We start from the raw sequence: 21,992 nt of genomic DNA, 5'->3' as shown, positions 1-21,992 counted from the left end.
GCCGCGGTGCACCGAAACGACGGTCGCCGATCCGTCCGCGTGGCCCTTCGATTATGGACCCTGCGAGCGTTCCCTACCCGCTGATTCTGCCGTCTCGCACGCCTCGTGGATCCCGGCGCGAAAGCCCCCGCCGGGATCCCTCGAGTCGAGACTCGCTCGTGGTCGTCTCCGCTCGGCCCTTCGCCGTTCCCGAGCTTCCGCTCAGGACGCTTCGCTCAGGAAGACCCGGCCTCTTGGCCGCCTGTCCCGAAAGCGCACGCGCGACGTCGCCGACGGGCCACGGCTGCGCGTCCTTGTAGTCGGCGATCTTCGTGTGTCCTTCGGCGAGCTGTCCGGTGGCCGCATCGAAGACGCGCCAGTGCATGGTATCTCCGAAAAGCGGCTGGCCCTCGACCGAGACGACGCGGACCTCGCCCTCTTCGAACTCACAGATGGGCTGAATGGCGTCCAGCAGCTGGTCTCCGTTGAGATGGCCGTCGCCGAAGTTCCAGCCGAGGATCGTTCCGCCGAGGAGCTCTCCCTCGTACCACTCGTAGTCGTCGATGTTGTCGACGGCGACGGGGAGCGCCTCGAAGAGCGGCTTTCCCTGGAGGTGCATGAAGCGCATGACGGGCATCGCGGCCTTCGCCACCTCGAGCTGGACCGGATCCTCGATCATCTTCTCGAGCTGTTCGTAGACGGTTCCGCAGGGCTTCTTGAGCTTCGAGAGCTTGTCGACCGCGCCGTTCTTCTTGATCAGCCAGATGTTGTAGGCCCAGTTCCCGGCGTAGTACCGCATCGACGGAAGGAACGAGACCTTCGCGGGGAAGAGGTTGCCGATGATCGGGACGAGGAGCAGCGACACGAGCATCACCGCCAGCAGAACGGGCAGGGCGGTCATGTCGAGCACGGTCGAATCAGGGTTGAACCAGAAGAGCGACCATCCGCCGTAGATCATCAGGATGTTCCACTCGACGGGCATTCCGTTCGGGTTGTTGAGCCCGATGAAGGTGTGGAAGCCCGTGAAGAGGATGCATCCGGCGAGCAGGAACCACGGGTTCCCCGACAGGGTGGCGGCCAGCAGCACGAATGGGATGCCGACCTCGGTGATGTGACCGAACCAGGCCATGCGTTCGGCGAACGGCGAGGGGCGGAGATCGTCCGGGAAGTTCCGGAAGAGGTTCCTCTTGAGCGCCTTCGGGAAGAAGGGGCCGTTGTTCATCATGAACATGATCACGTACTGGAAGTGGCCGTTCCATTTGGAGACGCCCGCCCAGATCCAGATGAACGACCAGACCAGCTTCGCGCCGGGGATCCACATGTCATCGGGCGCCGCGAAGATGAGTGCCCCCATCACGACCCAGTAGTGCTCGTAGCGCGCGACCAGGAAGAGCGTCTTGTCGAGGACGCCATTCACGGCGACGAGCACGAAGCACGGCAGCAGGAGCTCGGGCGTGACCTCGGGCGCGATCAGCACGCGCAGCAGCAGGACCTGCGTGAGCACGTAGACGCCGACGTCGAGAAGCGTGCGCGTGTCGCCCCCGATCAGCGGCGCGCCCTTGAAGAGCGGCAGCTTGATCGTCCCCGGTCGCGCGAAGTGCCGGTACCCCCCGAACCACTTCTCGTACCGCGCGTTCATCGGCCCCCAACCGCAGCCGAACCCGAAGAGCTCCCAGGCCATCGACCAGACCATCGCCTTCTTGAACGCTTCGTGCGTGAAGGTCCAGTCCGCGAACTGGAAGAAGCCCGGGTACCCCGCGTTGAAGCTGCACCAGAACGCCCAGATGCCGATCAGGACGAAGAAGTACTTCGCCCAGTAGAGCGCCATCAAGCTCGGAAGGTTCGGGCTCGAATGGGCCGCCGACGTGGCCATCAGCCGAATCCGCTCCGGAAAGGAGGCGGCGGCGATCCGCTCGGGCTCGTAGGGCGGGAGGTCGTCGACGAGGCTGGTCGTCAGGGGGTCGGTTGACATGAAGGGTCTCCGCTAGATCTCGACGTTGTAGAGACGCGCCGGCGTGTCCTGCAGGATGTCGCGGACGATGGCTTCGTCGATTCCCGCGAGGGCTTCCTGGGCGTAGTCCGCCGGGTGGACCGCGCTGCTGTTCGGGCTCGGGTACTGACTCGTCGGATGCGGATAGTCGGTTTCCCACATCAGGTTCTTCGGGAACTTGTTGACCGCCGACTCGACCTCCTGCTTCTCGAACCAGAACGAGCCGTAGACCTGGCGCTGGAAGTACTCCGACGGAAGCAGGTCGTACTCCGGGTGCTCCTTCGCGACGTCACCGTTCGTCCACTGCCAGTCGAACATCTCGAGGACACAGGACAGCCATCCGACGCCGCTCTCGACCGACACGAAGTCGAGGTCCGGGAAGCGGGCGCAGACGCCGCCGAAGATCAGGTTCGCCAGGCAGCTCTGATTGTCGAGGAGCGCCAGGGAACCACCGCGGGCGAAGTTCGCCTTGGCGCCCATCTCGGCCTTGTCGTCGACGATCTCGCTGAGATCGCCGCTGCCGATGTGGAAGCTGATCGGGAGACCGGCGTCGCGGGTCGCGGCCCAGATCGGATCCCAGTGCTTGTGGGCGAGGACCGGCTGGCCGAAGGTCTCGGGCCGGCTGCCGAAGAGCACGGCGCGATGACCCTTCGAGGCGGATCGTTCGATCTCCTTCACGGAGGCCTCGACGTCCCAGAAGGGGAGGGCCATCACCGGCAGGAGTCGGTTCAGGTCGGCGCTCGACCAGTCGACCAGGAAGTCGTTGTAGGCCTTCACGCATTCGAGCATCAGCTCGGGCTCGCCGAGCTTGAGGAAGCTACCCGAACCGAATCCGCCGACATTCGGGTAGAGGACCATCCCGTGGATGTTCTCCTCGTCCATGAGCTCGAGCCGGGCCTTCGCGTCGTAGGAGGCGGCGGGGATGTCGTCGTAGCCCATCGGCACGTCCGGGAAGGTGCCCGTGTGGCCGGACATCGTGACGGGGCCCGGTGCGCCCGCGGGCTCGCCGTTGATGAACCAGACGTCGCGGCCTTCGACCTTCTTGACGTGCGGAATCCTTTCGCCCCACTTGCTGGCGACGCGGTCGGTCCAGACGCCGGCGGGCTCCGTGATGTGCGTATCGACGTCGATCACCTTGTACTTCTCGAAGTACTTCTGGCTCATTGTTCTACTCCTTCATGGGTGTCGTGAACGCGCATGTCGATGCGCGTCGGTTCGAACTGGTTTCTGATTCAGTGGATTGCGTGGAAGTCGCGTGGTGCGAGTCCCGATCGAAGCATGTCGAGGTAGGCGTCGACGATCTCCGCATCGTGAAGATCGGACTCGGTCAGCGCGATTTCCTCGAGCGTGTGACGCACGCCGAGCATGAACCGCGACTTGAGCCACAGGTCCCGTTCGTCCATCGGACGCACCGAACCTTCGTCGATCCCCGAGCGGACCCTCGTGACGAACCGTTCGACCGACTCGAGCTCCCTCTCTCGCGCCATCTCGGGCTCGAGCATCCGGATCTCGTCGGACAGACGAACGAACACGGGGTGCTTCCGGACGTACGCCACGTAGGCGAGGAGAACCGCGCGCTCGCGCGCGAAGAAGTCGCCCCCCTCCGCCGCTTGCGCCGACTCGACCGATTGCGCGTGGGGGAGGTAGTCACTGACGAGCTGCAGCATCAGCTCGCGGATGAGCTCCGCACGGGACCCGAAGTGGTAGTTCAGGCTTCCCTGGGCCACGCCCGCGCGCATCGCGACGCGCGACATGGAGGTCTTCTGCAGGCCCGACTCCCCGGCTTCTTCCAACGCGGCCGCGAGGATCCGCGCACGCGTCTCCCGCGACTTCGCGTAGCCCTGCTCCGGAGCGGATTCGTTTTGGGTCCTGTCCGACACGAATCAGATATTGAATCAATTTTCAAAATTGAGCAAGACGTCTCGACCAGAGCGCACGGGATCTCGAATTCCCTTTTAAAACAGGTACTTGGCGGTGGTCCTGAGCCGATCCGAGTCGGCACGCGATCAACCGGACGCCGATCGAACACCCCGGACGAACACCTCGACGAGCTCGCGGACCTTGGGTCGCATGTCGCGTGCGACGTCCTCGGTCAGGACGAGGCCTTTCACGGCGCTGATCAGGATCGGTGCGAGGCGCGTCGCCGAGGATTCATCGACGATTCCGTCGGCCAGAAGGGCGGTCACGAGCGATTCGAATCGTGCGTTCGCGTCGGCACTCGTGTCGGCGCAGAGGCGATTCTTCTCGTCGATGAGCTCTCGGCCGTGCGGCGAACGCTGCAGCAGCTCGAAGGCCCAACCGACCCAGGCGTCCATCACGGCCGGCAGCCGTTCTTCGGCAGGCCCGGGCTCGCACGCAGCCGCGCGCACGGCCGCGAGCACCTCGCCGTTGATCCGCTCGCTCAGTGCGCTGAATACGTCTTCCTTGGTCCTGAAGTGTTTGTAGAGCGAGGTGCGTGAGACCGTCGAGGCATGCGCGATCCGGGACATCGACGTGCGCGCGAAGCCGTAGGTCGAGAACTGTGCGAGTGCTGCGTCGAGGATCTGCGCGCGGGTCGCCTCGGCGCGCCCCTGCGGAGGACTCATCGTTTGATCTCCAGAGTTGACATTGTGAGTTCGTATTGTACACATTGCTTCCCGTGTGCACCCCCCCAATCCAGGAGAGGCCATGAATCCCCCGTTCCCCGACTTCGAGACGCTCACCCTGGAGGTCGAGTGCGGCGTGGCGCGCGTGCGCTTCGATCACGGTCCGATGAACCTGCTGGACGCCCAGCTGGTGCCCGAGCTGATGCGTCTGGCGGATCGGCTCGAGGGTGACGACGCGGTTCGCGTCGTCGTCTTCGAGAGCGCGAATCCCGACTACTTCCTCTCGCATGCCGACGTGCGCCTCCTGCAGACGATGCGTGACGCCGGCCAGTACGACGGCGACGAGATGCCGCTCTACGCCGGGCTGCTGGAACGATTCCGGACGATGCCCAAGGCGTGTATCGCGAAGGTCGCGGGTCGCGCGAACGGCGGCGGCGCGGAGTTCGTGCTCGCGATGGACATGGCGTTCATCGCGAGCGAGAGCGGTCGCCTGTCCCAGATGGAGATCGTGCTCGGCATCCTCCCGGGCGGCGGAGGCGCGCAGTATCTCGCGCGCAAGGTCGGGCGCTCGCGGGCGATGGAGATCTGCCTCGGCGGGGCGGAGCTGACGGCGCGAGAGGCCGAACGCTACGGCTACGTCAATCGCGCCGTCCCCGACGCCGAGCTCGACGAATTCGTCGACGCGCTCGCACGCAGAATCGCGTCGTACCCGGCCCGCAGCATCGCGTTGAACAAGGCCAGCGTGAACCTCCACGAGGAGGGTCGTCGCGAAGAGTTCGTGTCGGCGAACCGCTGGTTCGTCGAGCTCGCGCGGGAGGAAGACTTCGACGCGCGTGTCGAGCGCTTCCTTGCGGCAGGGGGGCAGACGGCGGAGGGCGAGCTCGGGTCCTGGCGGGAGTGGGCGCGGCTCCTCGCCGATCCCGGAGCACCTGCGTCCGGCTGAGCGGGTCGAGCCTCGGGGCCGTCGATCGTCGAAGCGTCCGCGACTCGTCGCAAGGAGCGTCCGCGACTTGTCCCCAGGAGCGTCCGCGACTCGCCCGAAGGAGGGTGCGCTACTCGCCGAGGCCGAGCTGCGGCAGCACGCCCTCGGCGATCAGCGTCAGGCTGCCCGTCCCTTCGCCATCGAGCCCCGCGCCGCGAAGCGAGACGTGGACTGGCTGGATGCGGTGGATCGGTCGGACGAGCTCATCGCCGCGTCCGACCTCCGCCGGCCGACTCACGTCCCAGACGTCGTGCTCGAGATGGTCCTCACCGCGCCAGACGCCGAGCCCGCGACCGTCGTGGTATCCGCCGTACCCGAGCCCCTGCATGTCGACCGCCGCGCCGAGCGCCTTCGCTTCGACCTGCAGTTCGTCGCCGTTCGCGAGCCGAAGCGAGAAGCGCGCCGTGTGGAAGCGGCGGGGACGGGCCGCGTCGACGAAGTCGACGTCGAGCTTCGCGGACTCGAGCGCAGGTCCATGGCGATCGGGCGAGTCGATCTCCGCGAGCTCGAAGCTCGCGAAGTCCGGGCGCCCCGTGAACTCGGCGATCTGGAGATGGCCGCCGTGGGTCGCGGTCGAGAAGAAGAGGAAGGCGAAGAGCGAGCCCTCGGCCTGCGGAGCTGGGGCGCCGGTCTCGGGCTCCTCGATCCCCATCCGCTCGCGGACGCCCCAGGAATGGTCGCGCGTTGCCCACCAGTCCTCGATCGTCATGCGCTCGCCCGCGATCTCGAGCTCGCCGTCGCATCGGCCGATCTGGTCGAATCGTCGCGACTCCTCGACGACACGCCCGCGTACCCGCGTGAAGCGGGCGCGCTCCTCCTGGGCGGGGAGGACCGCGCGCCAGTCGAGGGTTCCGCGGACGTCGTGATCTCCGGGCGCGACGTGGAGTCGAATGTGACGCAGCGGCTCCACGACCTCGACGCGCAGCGGTCCGCACTCCGTCACGTAGCGTGGACGAAGCGACCGCGAGACGCGGACGTTGTGCTGGCGGCCGTCGCGGATCACCACGAAGCCGCCGTCCATGACGTTCATGTTCTGGTAGGCGCCGAGCGTGAACTGCAGCGTGCCGTTCCCCATCGGATCCGTCGCCGAGAACCAGTAGCGGTCGAAGAAGCGCGGATCGCTCGTGCCGACGTGATCGAAGGTCGTCGGGAGCTGGTGCCAGAGCGTGTCGTCCATGTCGGTCAGCATGTCAGAGCGTTAACCTAGTTCGTCGACCCTGGCTACCGAGGAAGAGACCATGGGCGACCCGGGCTCCGAAACATCCCGACGCACCCTCGCACTCGAGCGGTGGTTGGAGGCACGAATCGGTACGGGACCGGTCGCCGTCACCGGCCTGGCGCCGCCGGCGACGGGTAAATCGAGCGATACGAACCTCTTCGAGGCGCGTTGGCGCGAGGCGGGCGAGGATCGCCGTCTCGCCGGCGTCGTGCGCGCTGCGCCGACCGAAGAGGGGCCGTTCCCCAGCTACGACATTCCGCTGCAGTTCCACGTGATGGATCGCGTCGCCCGCGAGACGCGGGTCCCCGTGCCCGAGGTGTTCTGGCTCGAAGAGGATGAGACCGTGCTGGGAGCGCCCTTCCTCGTGATGCGCCGCTGCGAGGGGGAGGCGCCGATCGACTTCCGCCCGTCCTACCACGCCGCGGGCTTCTACCGCGAGACTTCCGCCGAGGGGCGCCGTGCGCTCTGGAAGGCGGTCGTCGGGATGCTGGCCGATCTCCATGAGCCGGAGGTGACGTCGTTGGGCATCGCGGGGCTGCCGGGTGGCGCTCCGGGCGAAGCGGACCCGGGCGGCGCGCCGCTGGCCTATTGGCGCGACTACTACCTGGGGTGGTTGAAGACGACGCCGGACGAGCCGATCCACGCCTACGACGAGGCGCTCGCGTATCTCGAGGCGGAGCGACCCACGGATGCACGGACGGCACTCGTTTGGGGCGACGCCAAGCTGGGCAACGTGATGTTCAGTCCGGCGAGCGCGGACCCGAACGCACGGCAGCGCATCGCGGCGGTCGTCGACTGGGAGATGGCGACGGTCGGCGATCCCGAGATGGACCTGGCTTCGTTGCTCGTGTCCGACGCGCGCGCGCAGGAAGACGCGGGAGAGCGACTCGAGGGGACGCCGGACGAGTCCGAGCTGGTCGAGACCTACGAGGAGGCGAGCGGGGAGGCCGTTCGCAACTTCCACTACGCGAAGGTCTTCGCGACGTTCTGGCGCGGTTGCGTCCAGCTGAAAGTGATGCGGAGCATGCGCGCGCAGGGCTTCGAGATCCCGGATGCGCTCCTGACCGAGAGCCTGCCGGTACGGACCCTACGACGGCTGCTCGATCTGTAGAGGGCGGGGCGCGGCGACGAATCGAAGCCGGACGAATCTTCAGCCGTCTCCTGCGATCTGCACGACCACGCGTCCCGCGGTCTTGCGATTCGCCAGGTCGGTGACGCCCGCGATGACCTCCTCGAAGTCGATCACCCGATCGACGAGAGGGCGATAGCGTCCCTCCGAGACGAGGCGGTCGAGATGGGCCTTGGTCTCCTGGTGCCATCCCAGCATGACCTCGGGCGGGAAGCCGCCGAGGTCGACCCCGATGAGGGACTGGTTCCAGACGTAGAACTGGGGATCGTGGGGAATGAGTCCGCCGGCGTGACCGCAGAGGACGTGCCGACCCCCGACCGCGAGCGCCGCCCGGGCGTGGGCGCCGGCCTCGCCCTGGACGGGATCGAGGAGGGCATCGACGCCGACCCCTCCGGTGGCCTCGCGGAGCGCGGTGGGGGTGTCGTTCTCCGTGTGGACGATCGTTTCGGCGCCGAGCTCCGCGCACACCTTCGCCTTGGCCTCGTCGCCGACGACCGCGATCACTCTCGCCCCCTCGGCCACCGCGAGTTGGACCATCGCAGACCCGACCCCGCCCGCTGCGCCCAGTACGGCCACGGTCTCCCCGCGCGTCACGCCGCCCCGGCGAATGGCGGCGTGATATCCCGTATGCGAAGCGATCAGGAACGCGGCGGCTTCGGTGTCGCTCATCGCTTCGGGTACTTCGAAGATCATCGACACCCCGACCGCGACGTCGGCGAGGCTGCCCCAGGGCTGGATACAGCAGGCGACGACGCGCTTCCCGACCAGATGCGCGCGGCTCTGGCTGGCCTCCCGCACGATCCCCACGCCTTCCTGTCCCGACACGTAGGGTCGGCCGACGGGTACCGGGTATCGGCCGAGGCTCATCGTGACGTCGGGCAGGGCGAGTGCGGCCGCCCGCATCTCGAGGATCACCCAGTCGTCGAAGGGTTCGTGCCCCGGCTGGAGTGGTTCCCAGCCTCCGAGTCCCATGCCGACGCCTTCGAGGTCCGAAGGCGTCGGTGCCGCGATCTCTTCCCGCGTGAAGGTGTCCTGCGGTTGCCCGAACTCGTGTACTCGCCATGCGCGCATGGAATCTCCTCGTGGGTGTCTACGAACGTCAGCTGCCCTTGAGATCGACCAGGATCTCGCGAAAAGTTCGGGTGCCGACGTTTTAAGCCCATTCCGTGAGGCCTTTGGGAAGGCCGATCGGTTCGCCACCGTCGCACTCCCGGAAACGGATCCGGACATCAGATCCTACCGGTCGAACGCGATCGAACACCACCGCGAGCACATGATTTCGTGGAAGGAGTCCCTGCCGCGAGCCGCATGGCGCGCGAGGGTCTGCCCGGCCGGACTCGTGAGCATCGGAGTCGAGGCACCCTTCGACGAGCGCGCGCTTCCGGTCTGGATCACGAACGTCCTCAAGCAGGAGAGCGCGCAGGGTCACGCATCGTCTTGCGATTCCCATCACGAACCGCCAGCATCCACGACGAGCACCGCGTTCCAGCGCACCCGAGTGGGAGAAGTTCGATGGTCGAAGTAGACGGCGAGCTCGATCTCAGTCCGTACAAGTGGCAGGAGTTCCACTTCGAGGACGAGAACGGATACCTCGTCCATCACGACCAGACCATTCTCGACTACGACGCCGTCATGTACGAGGCCTACGACAAGGAAATGAACGTCGTCGCCGAAGTCACGATCGACAGGATCGTCCAGGATTTCGAAGCGAACGCGAAGTAGGTCGGGTCGAGCCGGTCTTCTCGGGTAGCCAGTCGTTATGTCCGACACGCACTTCGAATCTGCCAGGCGATACCTCGTCAGCTCGCCACGCGGGGCGACCGTTTCAGCGGGTCCCGATCGGACTTCCGCAGAGCGGTGCCATCTCGACGACGGCACACTCGTCGTCTGTGCCGAGACGGCGCTCGACGACGGCCGCACACGCGTACGGATCGCCAGTCCCGCCGGTTGGGTGGACGCCGACCGGCTCGCGGAGGCCGACCCGCCTCGGTCGCTTCGCTACGGCAACGACGAGTTCGCGCGGCACCACCGCGATGTCGACGCGGGCGTGCACTACGGCCTCGAGTTTCCCTTCACGATCGAGATGATCGGCGAATGGGGTCCCGAGTTCCTGACGAAGGCTTTTCGCGCGGCCGGGACGATCGACGAAGGCGACCGGGTGACCGCGATCGAATCCATCGAGCGCTGTGAAGGCGGGCAGGCCTCGGAGAAGGCCTTCGTCCACGTGACCTACGCGAAAGGCGGTTCCCGACTCGGCTCCCGACTCTTCGTCAAGGTGCCGGCAAGCGACCCCGAACGAAAACGCTTCCTTGCGGACACCGTTCCCTTCGAGGTGGAGTTCGCGCGGCGATCCGCCGAACACACCCTGCCTTTCGCCGTCCCCCGGTACTGCTTCGGCGACTACTCCGCGCGGACCTCGAACTACATCCTGATCACCGAGACCGTTCCCTACGGCGAGGCCGGGATCGCTCCGCCCTGCGAGAAGGGCTACGACCACCTTCTACCGGATGCGCGGGAGCGCTACCTCGTGTTGACGCGCGCGTTGGCAGGACTCGCGGCGGCGCACAAGGACGGGCGCTTCGGACTCGACGTGGAGGCGGTCTTCCCCTTTCCGCGCAATGCCCCTCGCGCGCGGCCCGCGCCCGACCTGGACGTCAAGGTCGACGATCTCGTCCACTTCGTCGGTGAGACGGCGCCGAACCTCTTCCCCGACTGGGCGACCAAGCCCGAGTTCCTCGAGACCTTCCGCGACGACGTGCTCTTCGGCCTCGAGCACGCGGACGCGCTGGCGTCCTGGCTCCATTCGGACGTCGACTACGTGGGCCTCTGTCATCCCAACCTCAACCTGGACAACGCGTGGTTCTGGCACGACGCGGACGGTGAACTCCAGGCCGGGCTCCTCGATTGGGGGATGACCCGACAGATGGCCTACGCCCAGGCGATCACGGGCATGCTGATGTTCCCGGAGCCCGAGGGCTATCGGGGTCTGGTCCGTGATGTCCTCCAGACCTTCATCGCGGAGCTCGCGCGCGAGGGCGGCCCTCGCCTCGACGAAGCGACGATGCGCCAGCAGCTGCAGGTGTCGCTCTTCATGTCGACGATCCAGATGGTGCTCGGGATCCTGGTCGATCAGCTCACGGCGGTCCCCGAAACGGAGTACCGCACGATGGCGGATCGCTTCGATCCGCGGCTCCTCGAGAGCGGGCTGTGCGCCGGTATCATCTGGGTCCGCAACGTGCTCGAGGAGTGGGCACACGAGACGACGCCCGGCGACGCGTGCCGCGCCGCCGTCGGACTTCGCCCGGGCTCGGAGCGTCAGCCGAGGATCGGGTCCAGCTTGTAGAAGAGCGGGTTCTCGTCGTTGGGATCCGTTCCGGCGATGATCATCGAGAGCCGCAAGATCCGTCGGTGGAAGATCTGGACGAGCGGCTCGTCGCGGGCGGGATCGTTCTCGGCGATCACGGCACGCAACGCTTCGTCCGCTTCGGCGAGGGAGTTGTGGGTCTGGCCGGTCACGCGAGCGATGTCGGCGACGCCTTCGTCTTCGAACCATCGCTGGTACCGCGCGCGGTTCAGCAGGAACTTCGGGATTGCGCCCAGCAGCTCGCGCTCCCAGGGCAGGAACGCCTCGGAGGTCGGGAGGTGCTCGATGTCGACGGAGAGCTTGCCGAGCGCCGACTCGTCGATGAAGTCCGTCCGTGGCTCGGGTAGATGAAGGTCGTAGTCGAGCTCGATTCCCTGGAGCTCGGCGATCGCCTCGAGGGCGCGGCGTGAGATGCTCGAGTATTCGAGGATGCCCTCGATCCAGTTGGCGCCTCTCGCGTCCGGTTCCATGAAGAAGACCGCGGCGATCGCCGCGAACTGGAGGAAGCTCACGGTGTGATAGGCGACGACGGGCAGGTCGACTTCCGTTCCGCTGGCCTCCGCGTAGCGTCGATAGAGGGCGGGGATGTCCCCCATGTTCTCGTAGGGGTGGCGTCCGCGGAAGCAGGCGAGATCCCAGTGGGTATCCCCGGCGAACGCGATCTCGAAGTCGAGGAGGGCGATCACGTCGGTTCCGGCCGACATGAACTGTCCCGCGTCGCCCGTGACGAAGCTCGCCTCGGTCCGATGCTCGGGAACGTTGCGCACGAGCCAGGATTGGAGGAACTCGAGGGGCGCGTCGATCAATCCGGCCTCGACGCCGGCTTCGTAGATCAGGTCCGTCGAGCTGAGCGCGATCTCCCGCGGCGTCTTCGGATCGGGGAAGCCCTCGATGTGGGTGAACCCGCTGACGGGCAGGGTGTGCATCTCCGCCAGGTGGTCCATGTAGCTGAGCATCGCCTGCCAGCGCTCGTCGTCCATCGTGGTCGGATTCTCGATCGCCGTATGGAGCATGCCGGGCGCGCGGTCCTCGGTCTCGATCCAGTCCATCACGAAGGCCTTCGGGAAATCCATCCAGCCGTGGATCGGCGGCACCTTGATGCCGTTCTTCTCGAGCGCCTGCATCACGTGCATCTCGTACTCGAGGCTTCGCACGGCGGCGATCGGGCGGTCGCCGCGAACGAGGACCGCCTTGTCTTCACCGTCCTTCGTGTACTCGGCCTTCCACAGCGGTCGCCAGCGATCGAGGCGCTGGACCGCGCCGGGCTCACCGCCGAGGTGCTCGGCGATCCAGGCGCGGATGCGCTCGGTCCGGCGCGCTTCGAAGGATTCGAGATCCTCGTCGCCGGGGGCGTCGGGGTTCTTGGACATGGAGGGTGTCTCCTCTACGTGGGGTGCGGGTGGTGGGGATCCGTGTGGTTTCGGTTCGTGAGGGCGGCGGCTCGTCCCGCGCCTCGCGGGAAGAACGACGCATCCGAGCAGGCAATGCCGCAGGTGCCGGCGGCGGGGCTTCTACCGCAGCCCCCGGAACAGCTCCCGCAGATCTTCGAGGATCGCGTCCGGCCGCTCCGCCGCGGCGAAGTGCCCGCCGTCGTCCCGCTTCCGCTCCAGGCGCACGTCGTAGTACGCCCGCGCCCAATCCGTCGGCCCGGGTGCCGTATCGAACTCGAAGGTCGAGAGCCCCGTCGGCGCCGGCACCTGCGGCATACCCTCTTGCGACGGAGTCCACTTGGCCTTCGCTGCCTCGGCGTAGTAGCGGACGGAGGTCACGAAGGATCCCGTCAGCCAGTACAGGCTCATCGTCGTCAGCAGGAACTCGCGCGAAAAGCGCGACTCGACATCTCCGCGACAGTCTCCCCAGCGGAACCGCTTCTCGAGCATCCAGGCCAGCAACCCGACCGGCGAGTCGTGCATGGCGTAGGCGAGGGTCTGCGGATGGAGCATGTGCGTCGCCAGGTGCGACGCGAACTTCTCCTGGTGCCGGATCAGGCGCGCCGCATCTTCGGGCCCCGCGTCCTGTCCGCCCACGGCCTCGACGATCGACCACGGTCGATCACCCCCGAATGCGGGAACCGGGAACGCGTTCGTCACGTGGATCCCGATCAGGGACTCGGCGTACTTGTGGCCGATCTGCGTGGTGACCATCGCGCCCCAGTCGCCGCCGTGCGCGGCGAAGCGCTCGTAGCCGAGCACGTCCTGCATGAGCGTGGCCCAGAGGTCGGCGGTCTCCAGCCAGCTCACACCTTCGCGCTCGAGCGGAGTCGAGAAGATGAAGCCAGGCAGCGACGGAACGACGACGTCGAAGGCGTCCTCGGGATCGCCTCCGTAGGCCGCCGGATCGCTCAGGGGGCCGATCACTGCGTGGAAGTCCCAGAAGGTCCAGGGCCAGCCGTGGGTCAGTACGAGGGGGATGGGGTTCGGACCCTTGCCCTTCGCGTGCAGGAAGTGGATCGGGAGGCCGTCGATCTCGACCCGATAGTGGGGCCAGGCGTTCATCGCCGCTTCCTGCGCGCGCCAGTCGAAGTCGTCGCGCCACTCGTCGACGAGGCCGCGCAGGTAGCTCGCCGGGACGCCGTAGGTCCAGTCCTCGTTCGCGAAGTCGTGAGGCCAGTCGACGTTCGCAAGGCGGCGACGGAGGTCCTCGAGCCGGGCGTCGGGAATCGCGATCTCGAAGGGGACGGGTTCGAAGTGTTGCGACATGGAATTCTCCTCGAGCTCCTCAGAATAGGGCGCACGCACCGCTCGCGCCGAGAATCGAACCAAACGGCACGAGTTCGCCGCTCTGCGCTGAAGCGCGCAGAAACGCGCGGACCTCGGCCCGCGCGAGAGACCCTCGCGTAGTTGCCTCGTGCCCTCACGCGAGGCTGCGTCGCGGTCGAAGCGTTCTCTGGCTCGCCGGTCAGTCCGTCGGAGTTCGCGTCGTTGCGCAATAAAACATCAGCACTCCTCGGAATGAGTTCACGAATGCGTTCTCCATCCGACACAAGCGAGCGCCACATCGCCTGCCTGTGCCAGAGGAAGTCGCTCCAAATCCGGGCACACGCCTTGCACCTACGAAGCGCGCGCCACAACGAGTCTTCGAGTGACAAGGAGCGATCCGATGAAGCACGACGAGAAAGACGGCCACGTCCACACTGCATCCTGCTGGGGAGGACACGAGACCGACGGCAATGCTCCGAGCACCGAAGACCAGATGGATCGCTTCGTCGAGAAGAGCGTGGTCAACGCCGTCGTCGGCGGCGACATGAATCGCCGGAAGTTCACTCAGCTCCTGGGCAGCAGCGCCCTTCTCGCGATGGTCAGCCAGCTCTTTCCGCTCGAAGACGCCAAGGCGATGGCCAAGGAAGGCGGCCCGGTCGAGAAGCCCGATCTATCGATCGGCTTCATTCCCATCACGTGTGCCACGCCGATCATCATGGCCGAGCCCATGGGCTTCTACGAGCGACACGGCCTCAACGCGAAGGTCCGCAAGGCCGCGGGTTGGGCGATGGTGCGCGACTGGTCGATCAACAAGGACGTCGACGCGGCGCACATGCTGAGTCCGATGCCCCTCTCGATCTCGCTCGGCGCCGGATCGAAGCAGGTTCCCTACTACATGCCCGCCGTCGAGAACATCAACGGCCAGGCAATCACGCTCGCCAACAAGCACAAGGGCGTGAAGGGCCCGCAGGACATGAAGGGCTTCCGCTTCTGTGTGCCCTTCGAGTACTCCATGCACAACTACCTGCTCCGCTACTACCTGGCGGAGGGCGGGATTCATCCGGACAAGGACGTGCAGATCCGCGTGGTTCCGCCGCCGGAGATGGTGGCGAACCTCAAGGCGGGCAACGTCGACGGCTACCTGGCGCCGGATCCCTTCAACCAGCGTGCGGTCTACGAGAACGCCGGGTTCATCTTCAAGCTCTCGAAGGAGATCTGGGACGGTCACCCGTGCTGTGCCTTCGCGATTTCGAAGGAGTTCGCGAACGAGAACCCCAATACGTTCCTCGCGCTCTTCCGGTCGATCGTCGACGCGACGGGCTTTGCGTCCGACAAGAGCAACCGGAAGGACATCGCCAAGGCGATCTCGCCCAAGAACTACTTGAACCAGCCGGTGACGGTCCTCGAGCAGGTCCTGACCGGGCGGTTCGCGGACGGGCTCGGCGGGATCCGGAACGTGCCGGATCGGATCGACTTCGATCCATTCCCGTGGCATTCGATGGCGATCTGGATCCTCACCCAGATGAAGCGCTGGAAGCACGTCGACAAGGACTTCGACTACCAGGCCGTCGCCGAGGAGGTCTATCTCGCGACTCAGTGCAAGGAGATCTCCGAAGAGCTCGGCTACGCGACCTACGGGACGACGTACGAGACGCACGAGATCATGGGTAAGACCTTCGACCCGCAGAAGCCCGAGGAATACGTCGCGAGCTTCCCGATCAACAACCTCAGCTAGACCCGGGGCTCGGCCATCCCATGCTCTCCGAACGACTCCGCGCGGCGATTCTCACCGGCGTCATCGTCTCATGCTTCCTCTTCTTCTGGCACCTGGCGACGATGGTCCCCGACTTCGATCCGACGGGTCTCTCCGAGGACGACCTGATGTTGATGGAGTTCAACGGGGACATCGTGCGCGATGACGCAGGGAGGTACATCTACAACCCCGACAAGATGCAGGGTATCCCCGGGCCGGGTCCCGTGGCGAAGAAGGCAGTCGGAGAGCTCTCCGAGGCGTTCCACAAGAAGGGCACGAACGATCACGGCGTGGCCCACCTGGTGTCGTACACCGTGATGCGATTCGGGGCGGGCTTCTTCGCCGCGTCGATCGTCGCGATCCTGCTGGGCGTGGCGATCGGACTCTCGCCACTGCTCTTCGGGGCGCTGAATCCGCTGATCCAGCTGCTGAAGCCGATCTCGCCGCTCGCCTGGATGCCGCTCCTGCTCTACAGCGTCCAGGATCCGCAATGGACGGCGATCCTCGTGGTCTTCATGGCCGCGCTCTGGCCGATCGTCGCGAACACGTCCTTCGGCGTGAACAACATCCGCCCCGACTACCTGCGCGTGTCGGCGCTCCTCGAGCTCGGACGCTTCGAGCGTCTCTATCGCGTGGTTCTCCCGGGCGCTGCGCCCGCGATCGTCGCGGGCCTGCGGATCGCCTTCGGTAGTGCGCTGGTCGCGGTCGTGCCGGCAGAAATGCTGCTCGGAGAGCTCGGGATCGGATACCTGACCTGGATCGAGTGGAACAACCTGGACATCTCGGGCGTGGTCTTCGCGATCCTCGTCGTCGGCGTCGTCGGGATCACCCTCGATGCGCTCTTCAACCAGGTCTCCCGCGCGGTGACGTACCCGGAATGATCCCCTCGAATGGAGCGACCCCCACTTGGCCTATCTGAGCGTCGAAGGACTCGAGAAGACCTTTCCCCAGAGCCAGAGCGGAGAGGCGAGCGGCGGCCTCTGCGTGTTCCGCGCTGTCGATCTGAAGATCGAGCAGGGCGAATTCGTGACGATGATCGGGCACTCGGGCTGCGGCAAGAGCACGCTGCTCAACATCATCGCGGGATTCGAGGAGCCGACCTCCGGCGTCGTCATCCTCGACGACAAGGAGGTCACGAAGCCGGGTCTCGACCGGATGGTCGTGTTCCAGAGCTTCGCGCTCATGCCCTGGTTGACGGCGGGTGACAACGTTCGACTCGCTGTCCGTGCCGCGAACCGCGACTGGACGCCGGCGCAGGTCGAGGAGCACACGAGCAAGTACCTCTCCATGATGGGTCTCGAAGGGGCCGAAGAGAAACGCCCCGCGTACCTCAGTGGCGGCATGCGACAGCGGGTCGGCCTCGCGCGGGCGTTCTCGGTCCAGCCGAAAGTAATGCTCCTCGACGAGCCCTTCGCGCAGATCGATGCGCTGACCCGTGGTGTGATCCAGGACGAGCTGATCCGGATGTGGAACGCCTCGGGCAGCACGATCTTCATGGTCACCCACGACGTCGACGAAGCCATCCTGCTCTCGGATCGCATCGCCCTGATGAGCAACGGCCCGGAGGCAGAGGTCGCCGAGCTGCTCGAGGTGGACATCCCGCGGCCGCGATCTCGAGAGAAGATGATCGACACGCCGGAGTACATGCAGCTCCGCAGTCGGATCCTGCACTTCCTGCTCGCCCGCGCCAAGGGCGGGTCGGCAACCAGCCCGTACGACGAAATGGAGGAAACGGCATGATCAGCAAGGACGAAGCGAGCGAGGCGATTCTCGAGGCGAAGAAGGCCAAGGGGCTGAGCTTCGAGCAGCTGGCCGAGGAGATCGGCCACGACAAGGTCTGGACGACCGCCGCCATCATGGGGCAGGCGAGTGTCCCCTCGGAGGCGGCGGAGAAGCTGACGAGCGTGCTCGGGCTCGGCCCGGAGGTCGCCGAGGCGCTGACCGACTTTCCGATGAAGGGATGTCTCGACACCCAGGTGCCCACGGACCCGCTGATCTACCGCTTCCACGAGATCACGCAGGTCTACGGGACCGCCATGAAGGCGGTCATCCACGAGATGTTCGGTGACGGCATCATGAGCGCGATCGACTTCGAGATCGACATCAAGAAGCTGAAGGACCCGAAGGGCGACCGCGTGGTCGTGACCTACAACGGGAAGTTCCTGCCGTACCGGACGTGGTAGAGGCCAGCGTCGTCGAAGCCGCGAGGGGGGAGGCGGTGGCCGAAACCCGGCCGCCGCTGCCCCCGTTCACCCTCGAGACGGCGAGCATCAAAGTGAAGGCCGCCGAGGACGGATGGAACGGGCGCGATCCGAACAAGGTCGCACTCGCCTACAGCCCCGACACGTTCTGGCGAAACCGGGCCGAGTTCGTCCTCGGCCGGGACGAGGTCGTGGCCTTCCTCGAGCGCAAGTGGTCCCGCGAGCTCGACTATCGCTTGATCAAAGAGCTCTGGGCGTTCCGAGAGGATCGGATCGCGGTCCGCTTCGCCTACGAGTACCACGACGACTCGGGCAACTGGTTCCGCGCGTACGGAAACGAGAACTGGATCTTCGACGCGCAGGGGTTGATGCGACAACGCTTCGCCAGCATCAACGACCTGCCGATCACGGAGAGCGATCGGCTGTTCCGCTGGCCGCTTGGACCGCGTCCGAAGGGGCACCCGGGGCTGTCGGAGCTGGGGCTCTAGCGCGACTGCACTGCGCCCGCGCCCCGACGCGCGCTGCAGGAGGGTCGGGCGGGCCCGACCCTCCCGTGCCGGTGGGCTTCCGTGCCTCAGCGATCCCAGATGATCTCGATCCCGGTGATCGAGTTGCCCGGGAAGAGGAGGCAGCGGGCGGTCAGCGCGACGAGGCCGTCTTCCGCGTTGGCGCTCGGCGGATCGAACACGACCTTGCCCTGGTTGGTGCCCGCAGAGACCGGGTACTGGAACGCGACCGCGTTCTCGGAGTTCGGTGCTTCGTAGAGCTGGCACCAGCCGTTGGTCGCGCGGTCGCCTTCGGTGAAGAGGCGGATCTCTCGGACCTCGTCGCCCGGGTTGAAGCGGTTGATCGGGCACATCACGAAGTCGTAGTCCCAGATCGAGGAGCTCGACCGGACGCCGATCTTCGTCCCTTCGTACTCGGTCCGGTCGCCGCTTCCGGCGACGCGCGCGGACTTGCACAGGGTGGGCGGAATCTGGTCGGCGAAGAGCCGCGCTTCGGCGGCGCCGGCGGCGGCGATGCAGGGGAGGGCGATGGCGAGGGCGGTCAGGCCGCGCAGGCCCTTGGCGAGGAACGAGCAGATGGTCATGACGGATCTCCGGTGGTTGCGCGGCGACCTTTCTGATCGCCGTGCCCCCAAGTCTGAGCGTCTCGTCTCGGCCGCCCCGTGAAGTGCTTCACTCTGGCTGCTTTTTTCAGGGGGAGCGAAACGTCCGGAGGAACGCGCGGAGATCGTCGACCAGCGCGTCCGGCTGCTCGAGCGCCGGGAAGTGCCCTCCGCGCTCCATCTCCGTCCAGCGGCGGAGGTCGTATTTCCGCTCGACCGCGGAGCGCGGCGGGCGCATGACTTCCTTCGGGAAGAGCGCGATTCCGGTCGGGACGTCGATTCGTTCGGGTCGGACGGCCGCCGGGGGCTTCTGGCGATGGGCCCAGTAGAAGCGGATCGACGGGTGGATCGTATCGGTCAGCCAGTAGATCATCACGTTGGTGAGCAGCTCTTCCCGCGTGAAGACGGAGAGAGGGTCTCCATCGCAGTCGCTCCATGCGTGGAACTTCTCGAGGATCCAGGCCGCGAGACCGAGCGGCGAATCCGACAGGCCATAGGCCAGGGTCATCGGGCGTGTGCCCTGGATCGCCGAGTAGCCGCCTTCCTCGGCCGACCAGCGCGCGGTCGTCTCGAGCCAGTCCCGCTCTTCCTCGGACGGCGGCGAGTCGGGGATCCCCATCGGCAGACTCTGGTGGATCGCGATCGTGTTCCCGGGAAAGCGGTGTGCGAGGCCCGTCGCAATGAAGGCGCCGCGATCGCCGCCGTGGACGGCGAATCTTTCGTGGCCGAGCACGTCGACCATGAGATCGCGGAGGCAGTCCGCTGCGTCGTCCGCCCCGAAGAGCGGATCCTCCGGCGCGCTCGAGAAGCCGTGGCCGGGCAGAGAGGCGACGACGACGTCGAAGCTGTCTTTGGCGGCGCCGCCGTGGCCGGCGGGGTCGGTCAGCGGGCCGATCAAGCGGTGCATCTCGACGAGCGAGCTCGGCCAACCGTGGAGCAGGAGGAGGGGAAGCGGATTCGGGCCCCGTCCCCGGATGTGGGCGAAGTGGAGATCGATCCCGCGGACGCGAACGCGCTGGCCGGGGAGCGTCGCGTTCAGCCAGTCCTCCTGGGCGCGCCAGTCGAACTCGTTTCGCCAGAACGCGACGAGGTCGCGGAGCCATCCGGAATCCGTTCCGCGCCGCCAGTCCGATTCGAGGACCGAGGGCCAACGGGCGGTCGACAGTCGACGGTCGAGGTCCTCGAGGACGTCGACCGTCGCGCGGATCGCGAAGGGTTCGGGGGCGTCGGTCGTCATCCGTGGGACGGGCCCGAGGAGCGGCCCGGTTTCAGAACCCGGCCAGGGCGAAGCGCGGCGTCCGTGATCTCGCCGTCCTCGACGATCGGCACACCGTTCACGATCGTCGCCCGCACGCCCCGTGGACGACTCCGCCAGCGCGTCTGCCCCGGGATCCGGTCTTCTCCGAGCTCTTTCAGGTCCGGACCGATCGTGTCCGCATCGAAGAGGAAGAGATCCGCGGCGTAGCCCGGAAGGAGGAGCCCGCGGTCGGGCAAGCCGAGGATCGCCGCGGGGATCGCAGTCAGCTCGCGGATCGCGGCCTCGAGGGTCCAGAAGCGCCACTCGCGAACCCACTTCGCGAGGAAGTAGGAGCTGAACTCGGCCCCGTCGTCGCGACCGAGGTGGGCGCCGGCATCGGAGGTTCCGATCATCATCTGGGGATGGCGCGACGCGGCATGGGTTCCCGTTCGCCACTCCTCCGAGTCGGTGCTCCAGAGGAACTCGGTCTCGAGCGCCTCGGAGAGTGCGAGGTCGACCAGCGCGTCCATCGGTTCGATCTCGCGTTCGGCCGCGATCTCGAGGAGCGGGCGTCCTTCCAGGGCGCGGTTCGCTTCGTCGCGAACGCGATGGACCGAGAGGCTCGAGAACTGAGGCGGGGGCGTGGTCGGACCGGCGTTCGGGTCGCGATTCGGCTGCTCGACCGATTTTCGGATCGCGTCTCGGAAGGCCGGGTCGCGGAGAAGGGCCATGCGCGCTTCGGCCGTCTCGGCCTCCGTGAAGAGCCGATGGAACGCGAGTGCGCCCTCGAACATCGTCGTGCCTCGCGCGAGCGAGAAGGGCCGCTCGAAGGGACGGGCGATCAGCAGGGAATAGACCGCGGCACCCAGGGAGCGCGCGCGTTCGAGGTAGGCCTCGGATTTCGGCCACGTCGCCGTCGGCGCGTCGACCTTGCTGCGCGCGCCGAGTCCCTGGATCACGACGGGACGGCGCCCGCGAAGCGCCATGCGGATCAGCAGCTCGCCGTCCTCTTCGGAGAGGCCGCCGACGGCACTGAAGGGCAGGTAGGCGATCGATCCGCGATTCGCCGCGCCCACTTCTTCGGCGAGGACTTCGAGCTCGCCCAGGGAGGCGAGCCGGCTGGGAACCGGACGATCCTGGGCGTCGAAGTCGGTCGGCGAGTGGGACGAGGAGAGCCCGGCCGCCCCGGCCTCCATCGCCGTCCGAAGGAGCGCGCGCATCTCCGCGATCTCGCTCTCGGTCGATTCCCGTTCGTAGGCGGCTTCTCCCGCTGCCCAGACGCGGAGGTTCGAGTGTCCGACGTAGAACGCCGCGTTCACGCCCAGGTTCCGATCGCGTGCTGCCAGGAACTCGGGGAACGATTCGAAGTCCCAGGGAATCCGGTCGAGCACGGCGAGGTCGATTTCCTCGACGCGGGAGAAGATCTGCTTGATGGCTTCGCGATCGGCAGCGCGGGTCGGCGCGAGCGCGAAGCCGCAGTTTCCGGCGACGACCGACGTCACGCCGTGGAAGCAGGAGGACGAGGCGAAGGGGTCGAGAGTCAGCTGCGGGTCGTAGTGGGTATGGGCGTCGATCAGTCCGGGGGCGACGACGAAGCCTTCGGCGTCGATCACGCGGCGCCCCTCCGTCGCGTCGATCCGTCCGAGGGCCGCGATTCGTCCCGCCTCGACGCCGACGTCGGCGATCCGGCGTGAGGCCCCGGTCCCGTCGACGACCATGCCGTTCTTGATCACGAGGTCGAACATG

General features: G+C 66.6%; 20 protein-coding genes. 9 read left to right on the top strand and 11 right to left on the bottom strand.

What is annotated here, in order from left to right; genetic code table 11:
- Nucleotides 1–73: 73 nt before the first annotated feature.
- From NXI30_02460 to NXI30_02445, 4 genes are all read right to left on the bottom strand, one after another.
- Nucleotides 74–1,951 carry a DUF3556 domain-containing protein gene (locus NXI30_02460; protein MCR9093057.1) on the bottom strand — a complete coding sequence of 626 codons (1,878 nt, stop codon included), beginning with the start codon at nt 1,949–1,951 and terminating at the stop codon, nt 74–76.
- A gap of 12 nt (nt 1,952–1,963) precedes the next feature.
- Entirely contained in the window at nt 1,964–3,133 is a 1,170-nt protein-coding gene (locus NXI30_02455; protein MCR9093056.1) for an amidohydrolase, read from the bottom strand.
- 68 nt (nt 3,134–3,201) lie between these two features.
- Complete coding sequence (locus NXI30_02450) at nt 3,202–3,849, bottom strand: TetR/AcrR family transcriptional regulator (protein MCR9093055.1); 648 nt, start codon at nt 3,847–3,849, stop codon at nt 3,202–3,204.
- A 126-nt stretch (nt 3,850–3,975) separates the two neighbouring features.
- Nucleotides 3,976–4,554 (bottom strand): TetR/AcrR family transcriptional regulator, encoded by a 579-nt coding sequence (locus NXI30_02445; protein ID MCR9093054.1) that lies wholly within the window; start codon nt 4,552–4,554, stop codon nt 3,976–3,978.
- 82 nt (nt 4,555–4,636) lie between these two features.
- Between NXI30_02445 and NXI30_02440 the strand changes: the two genes are divergently transcribed.
- Nucleotides 4,637–5,497: an enoyl-CoA hydratase/isomerase family protein gene (locus NXI30_02440; protein MCR9093053.1), complete on the top strand. Its 861-nt coding sequence runs from the start codon at nt 4,637–4,639 to the stop codon at nt 5,495–5,497.
- Nucleotides 5,498–5,606: 109 nt separating this feature from the next.
- Here the strand turns inward: NXI30_02440 and NXI30_02435 are convergent, their stop codons facing one another.
- Nucleotides 5,607–6,725 (bottom strand): hypothetical protein, encoded by a 1,119-nt coding sequence (locus tag NXI30_02435; protein ID MCR9093052.1) that lies wholly within the window; start codon nt 6,723–6,725, stop codon nt 5,607–5,609.
- Nucleotides 6,726–6,828: 103 nt separating this feature from the next.
- Between NXI30_02435 and NXI30_02430 the strand changes: the two genes are divergently transcribed.
- Entirely contained in the window at nt 6,829–7,866 is a 1,038-nt protein-coding gene (locus tag NXI30_02430; protein ID MCR9093051.1) for a phosphotransferase family protein, read from the top strand.
- Between the two features lie 39 nt (nt 7,867–7,905).
- Here NXI30_02430 and NXI30_02425 read toward each other — a convergent pair whose 3' ends face one another.
- The gene (locus NXI30_02425; protein ID MCR9093050.1) at nt 7,906–8,955 is read right to left on the bottom strand and encodes a zinc-binding dehydrogenase; all 1,050 of its coding nucleotides are present in this window, start codon (nt 8,953–8,955) and stop codon (nt 7,906–7,908) included.
- 441 nt (nt 8,956–9,396) lie between these two features.
- On the opposite strand from NXI30_02425, the gene NXI30_02420 reads away from it, so the two are divergent.
- Nucleotides 9,397–9,606, top strand: coding sequence for a hypothetical protein (locus NXI30_02420; GenBank protein MCR9093049.1), 210 nt, complete (start codon nt 9,397–9,399; stop codon nt 9,604–9,606).
- 37 nt (nt 9,607–9,643) lie between these two features.
- Nucleotides 9,644–11,227 (top strand): hypothetical protein, encoded by a 1,584-nt coding sequence (locus NXI30_02415; protein ID MCR9093048.1) that lies wholly within the window; start codon nt 9,644–9,646, stop codon nt 11,225–11,227.
- Here NXI30_02415 and NXI30_02410 read toward each other — a convergent pair.
- Together NXI30_02410 and NXI30_02405 are read right to left on the bottom strand one after the other, a co-directional pair.
- Nucleotides 11,200–12,618: a phosphotransferase gene (locus NXI30_02410; GenBank protein MCR9093047.1), complete on the bottom strand. Its 1,419-nt coding sequence runs from the start codon at nt 12,616–12,618 to the stop codon at nt 11,200–11,202. The genes NXI30_02415 and NXI30_02410 overlap by 28 nt on opposite strands.
- Before the next feature lie 141 nt (nt 12,619–12,759).
- Nucleotides 12,760–13,947, bottom strand: coding sequence for an epoxide hydrolase (locus tag NXI30_02405; GenBank protein MCR9093046.1), 1,188 nt, complete (start codon nt 13,945–13,947; stop codon nt 12,760–12,762).
- 400 nt (nt 13,948–14,347) lie between these two features.
- Between NXI30_02405 and NXI30_02400 the strand changes: the two genes are divergently transcribed.
- From NXI30_02400 to NXI30_02380, 5 genes are read left to right on the top strand one after another with little or no spacing between them, the layout of a single operon-like run.
- Nucleotides 14,348–15,682, top strand: a complete 1,335-nt coding sequence (locus tag NXI30_02400; GenBank protein MCR9093045.1) for an ABC transporter substrate-binding protein — start codon at nt 14,348–14,350, stop codon at nt 15,680–15,682.
- Between the two features lie 20 nt (nt 15,683–15,702).
- Entirely contained in the window at nt 15,703–16,581 is an 879-nt protein-coding gene (locus tag NXI30_02395; GenBank protein MCR9093044.1) for an ABC transporter permease subunit, read from the top strand.
- Between the two features lie 25 nt (nt 16,582–16,606).
- Nucleotides 16,607–17,440 carry an ABC transporter ATP-binding protein gene (locus NXI30_02390; protein MCR9093043.1) on the top strand — a complete coding sequence of 278 codons (834 nt, stop codon included), beginning with the start codon at nt 16,607–16,609 and terminating at the stop codon, nt 17,438–17,440.
- On the top strand, nt 17,440–17,883 hold the full coding sequence (cynS, locus tag NXI30_02385) for a cyanase (GenBank protein MCR9093042.1): 444 nt from the start codon (nt 17,440–17,442) through the stop codon (nt 17,881–17,883). The genes NXI30_02390 and cynS overlap by 1 nt, the downstream gene beginning before the upstream one ends.
- A gap of 35 nt (nt 17,884–17,918) precedes the next feature.
- The gene (locus NXI30_02380) at nt 17,919–18,389 is read left to right on the top strand and encodes a nuclear transport factor 2 family protein (protein MCR9093041.1); all 471 of its coding nucleotides are present in this window, start codon (nt 17,919–17,921) and stop codon (nt 18,387–18,389) included.
- 86 nt (nt 18,390–18,475) lie between these two features.
- On the opposite strand, the gene NXI30_02375 is transcribed toward NXI30_02380, so the two are convergent.
- From NXI30_02375 to NXI30_02365, 3 genes are all read right to left on the bottom strand, one after another.
- Nucleotides 18,476–18,991, bottom strand: coding sequence for a hypothetical protein (locus NXI30_02375; protein ID MCR9093040.1), 516 nt, complete (start codon nt 18,989–18,991; stop codon nt 18,476–18,478).
- A gap of 106 nt (nt 18,992–19,097) precedes the next feature.
- Nucleotides 19,098–20,246, bottom strand: a complete 1,149-nt coding sequence (locus tag NXI30_02370) for an epoxide hydrolase (GenBank protein MCR9093039.1) — start codon at nt 20,244–20,246, stop codon at nt 19,098–19,100.
- Nucleotides 20,243–21,991 (bottom strand): amidohydrolase family protein, encoded by a 1,749-nt coding sequence (locus NXI30_02365; protein MCR9093038.1) that lies wholly within the window; start codon nt 21,989–21,991, stop codon nt 20,243–20,245. The genes NXI30_02370 and NXI30_02365 overlap by 4 nt, the downstream gene beginning before the upstream one ends.
- Nucleotide 21,992: the final 1 nt, after the last annotated feature.

The organism is bacterium (genome assembly GCA_024742285.1).
In the GTDB taxonomy this organism is placed as follows: Bacteria; Myxococcota_A; UBA9160; order UBA9160; family UBA4427; genus UBA4427.
Note: the sequence above shows the minus strand (reverse complement) of the source record. Positions and strands in the feature narration are given on the sequence as shown.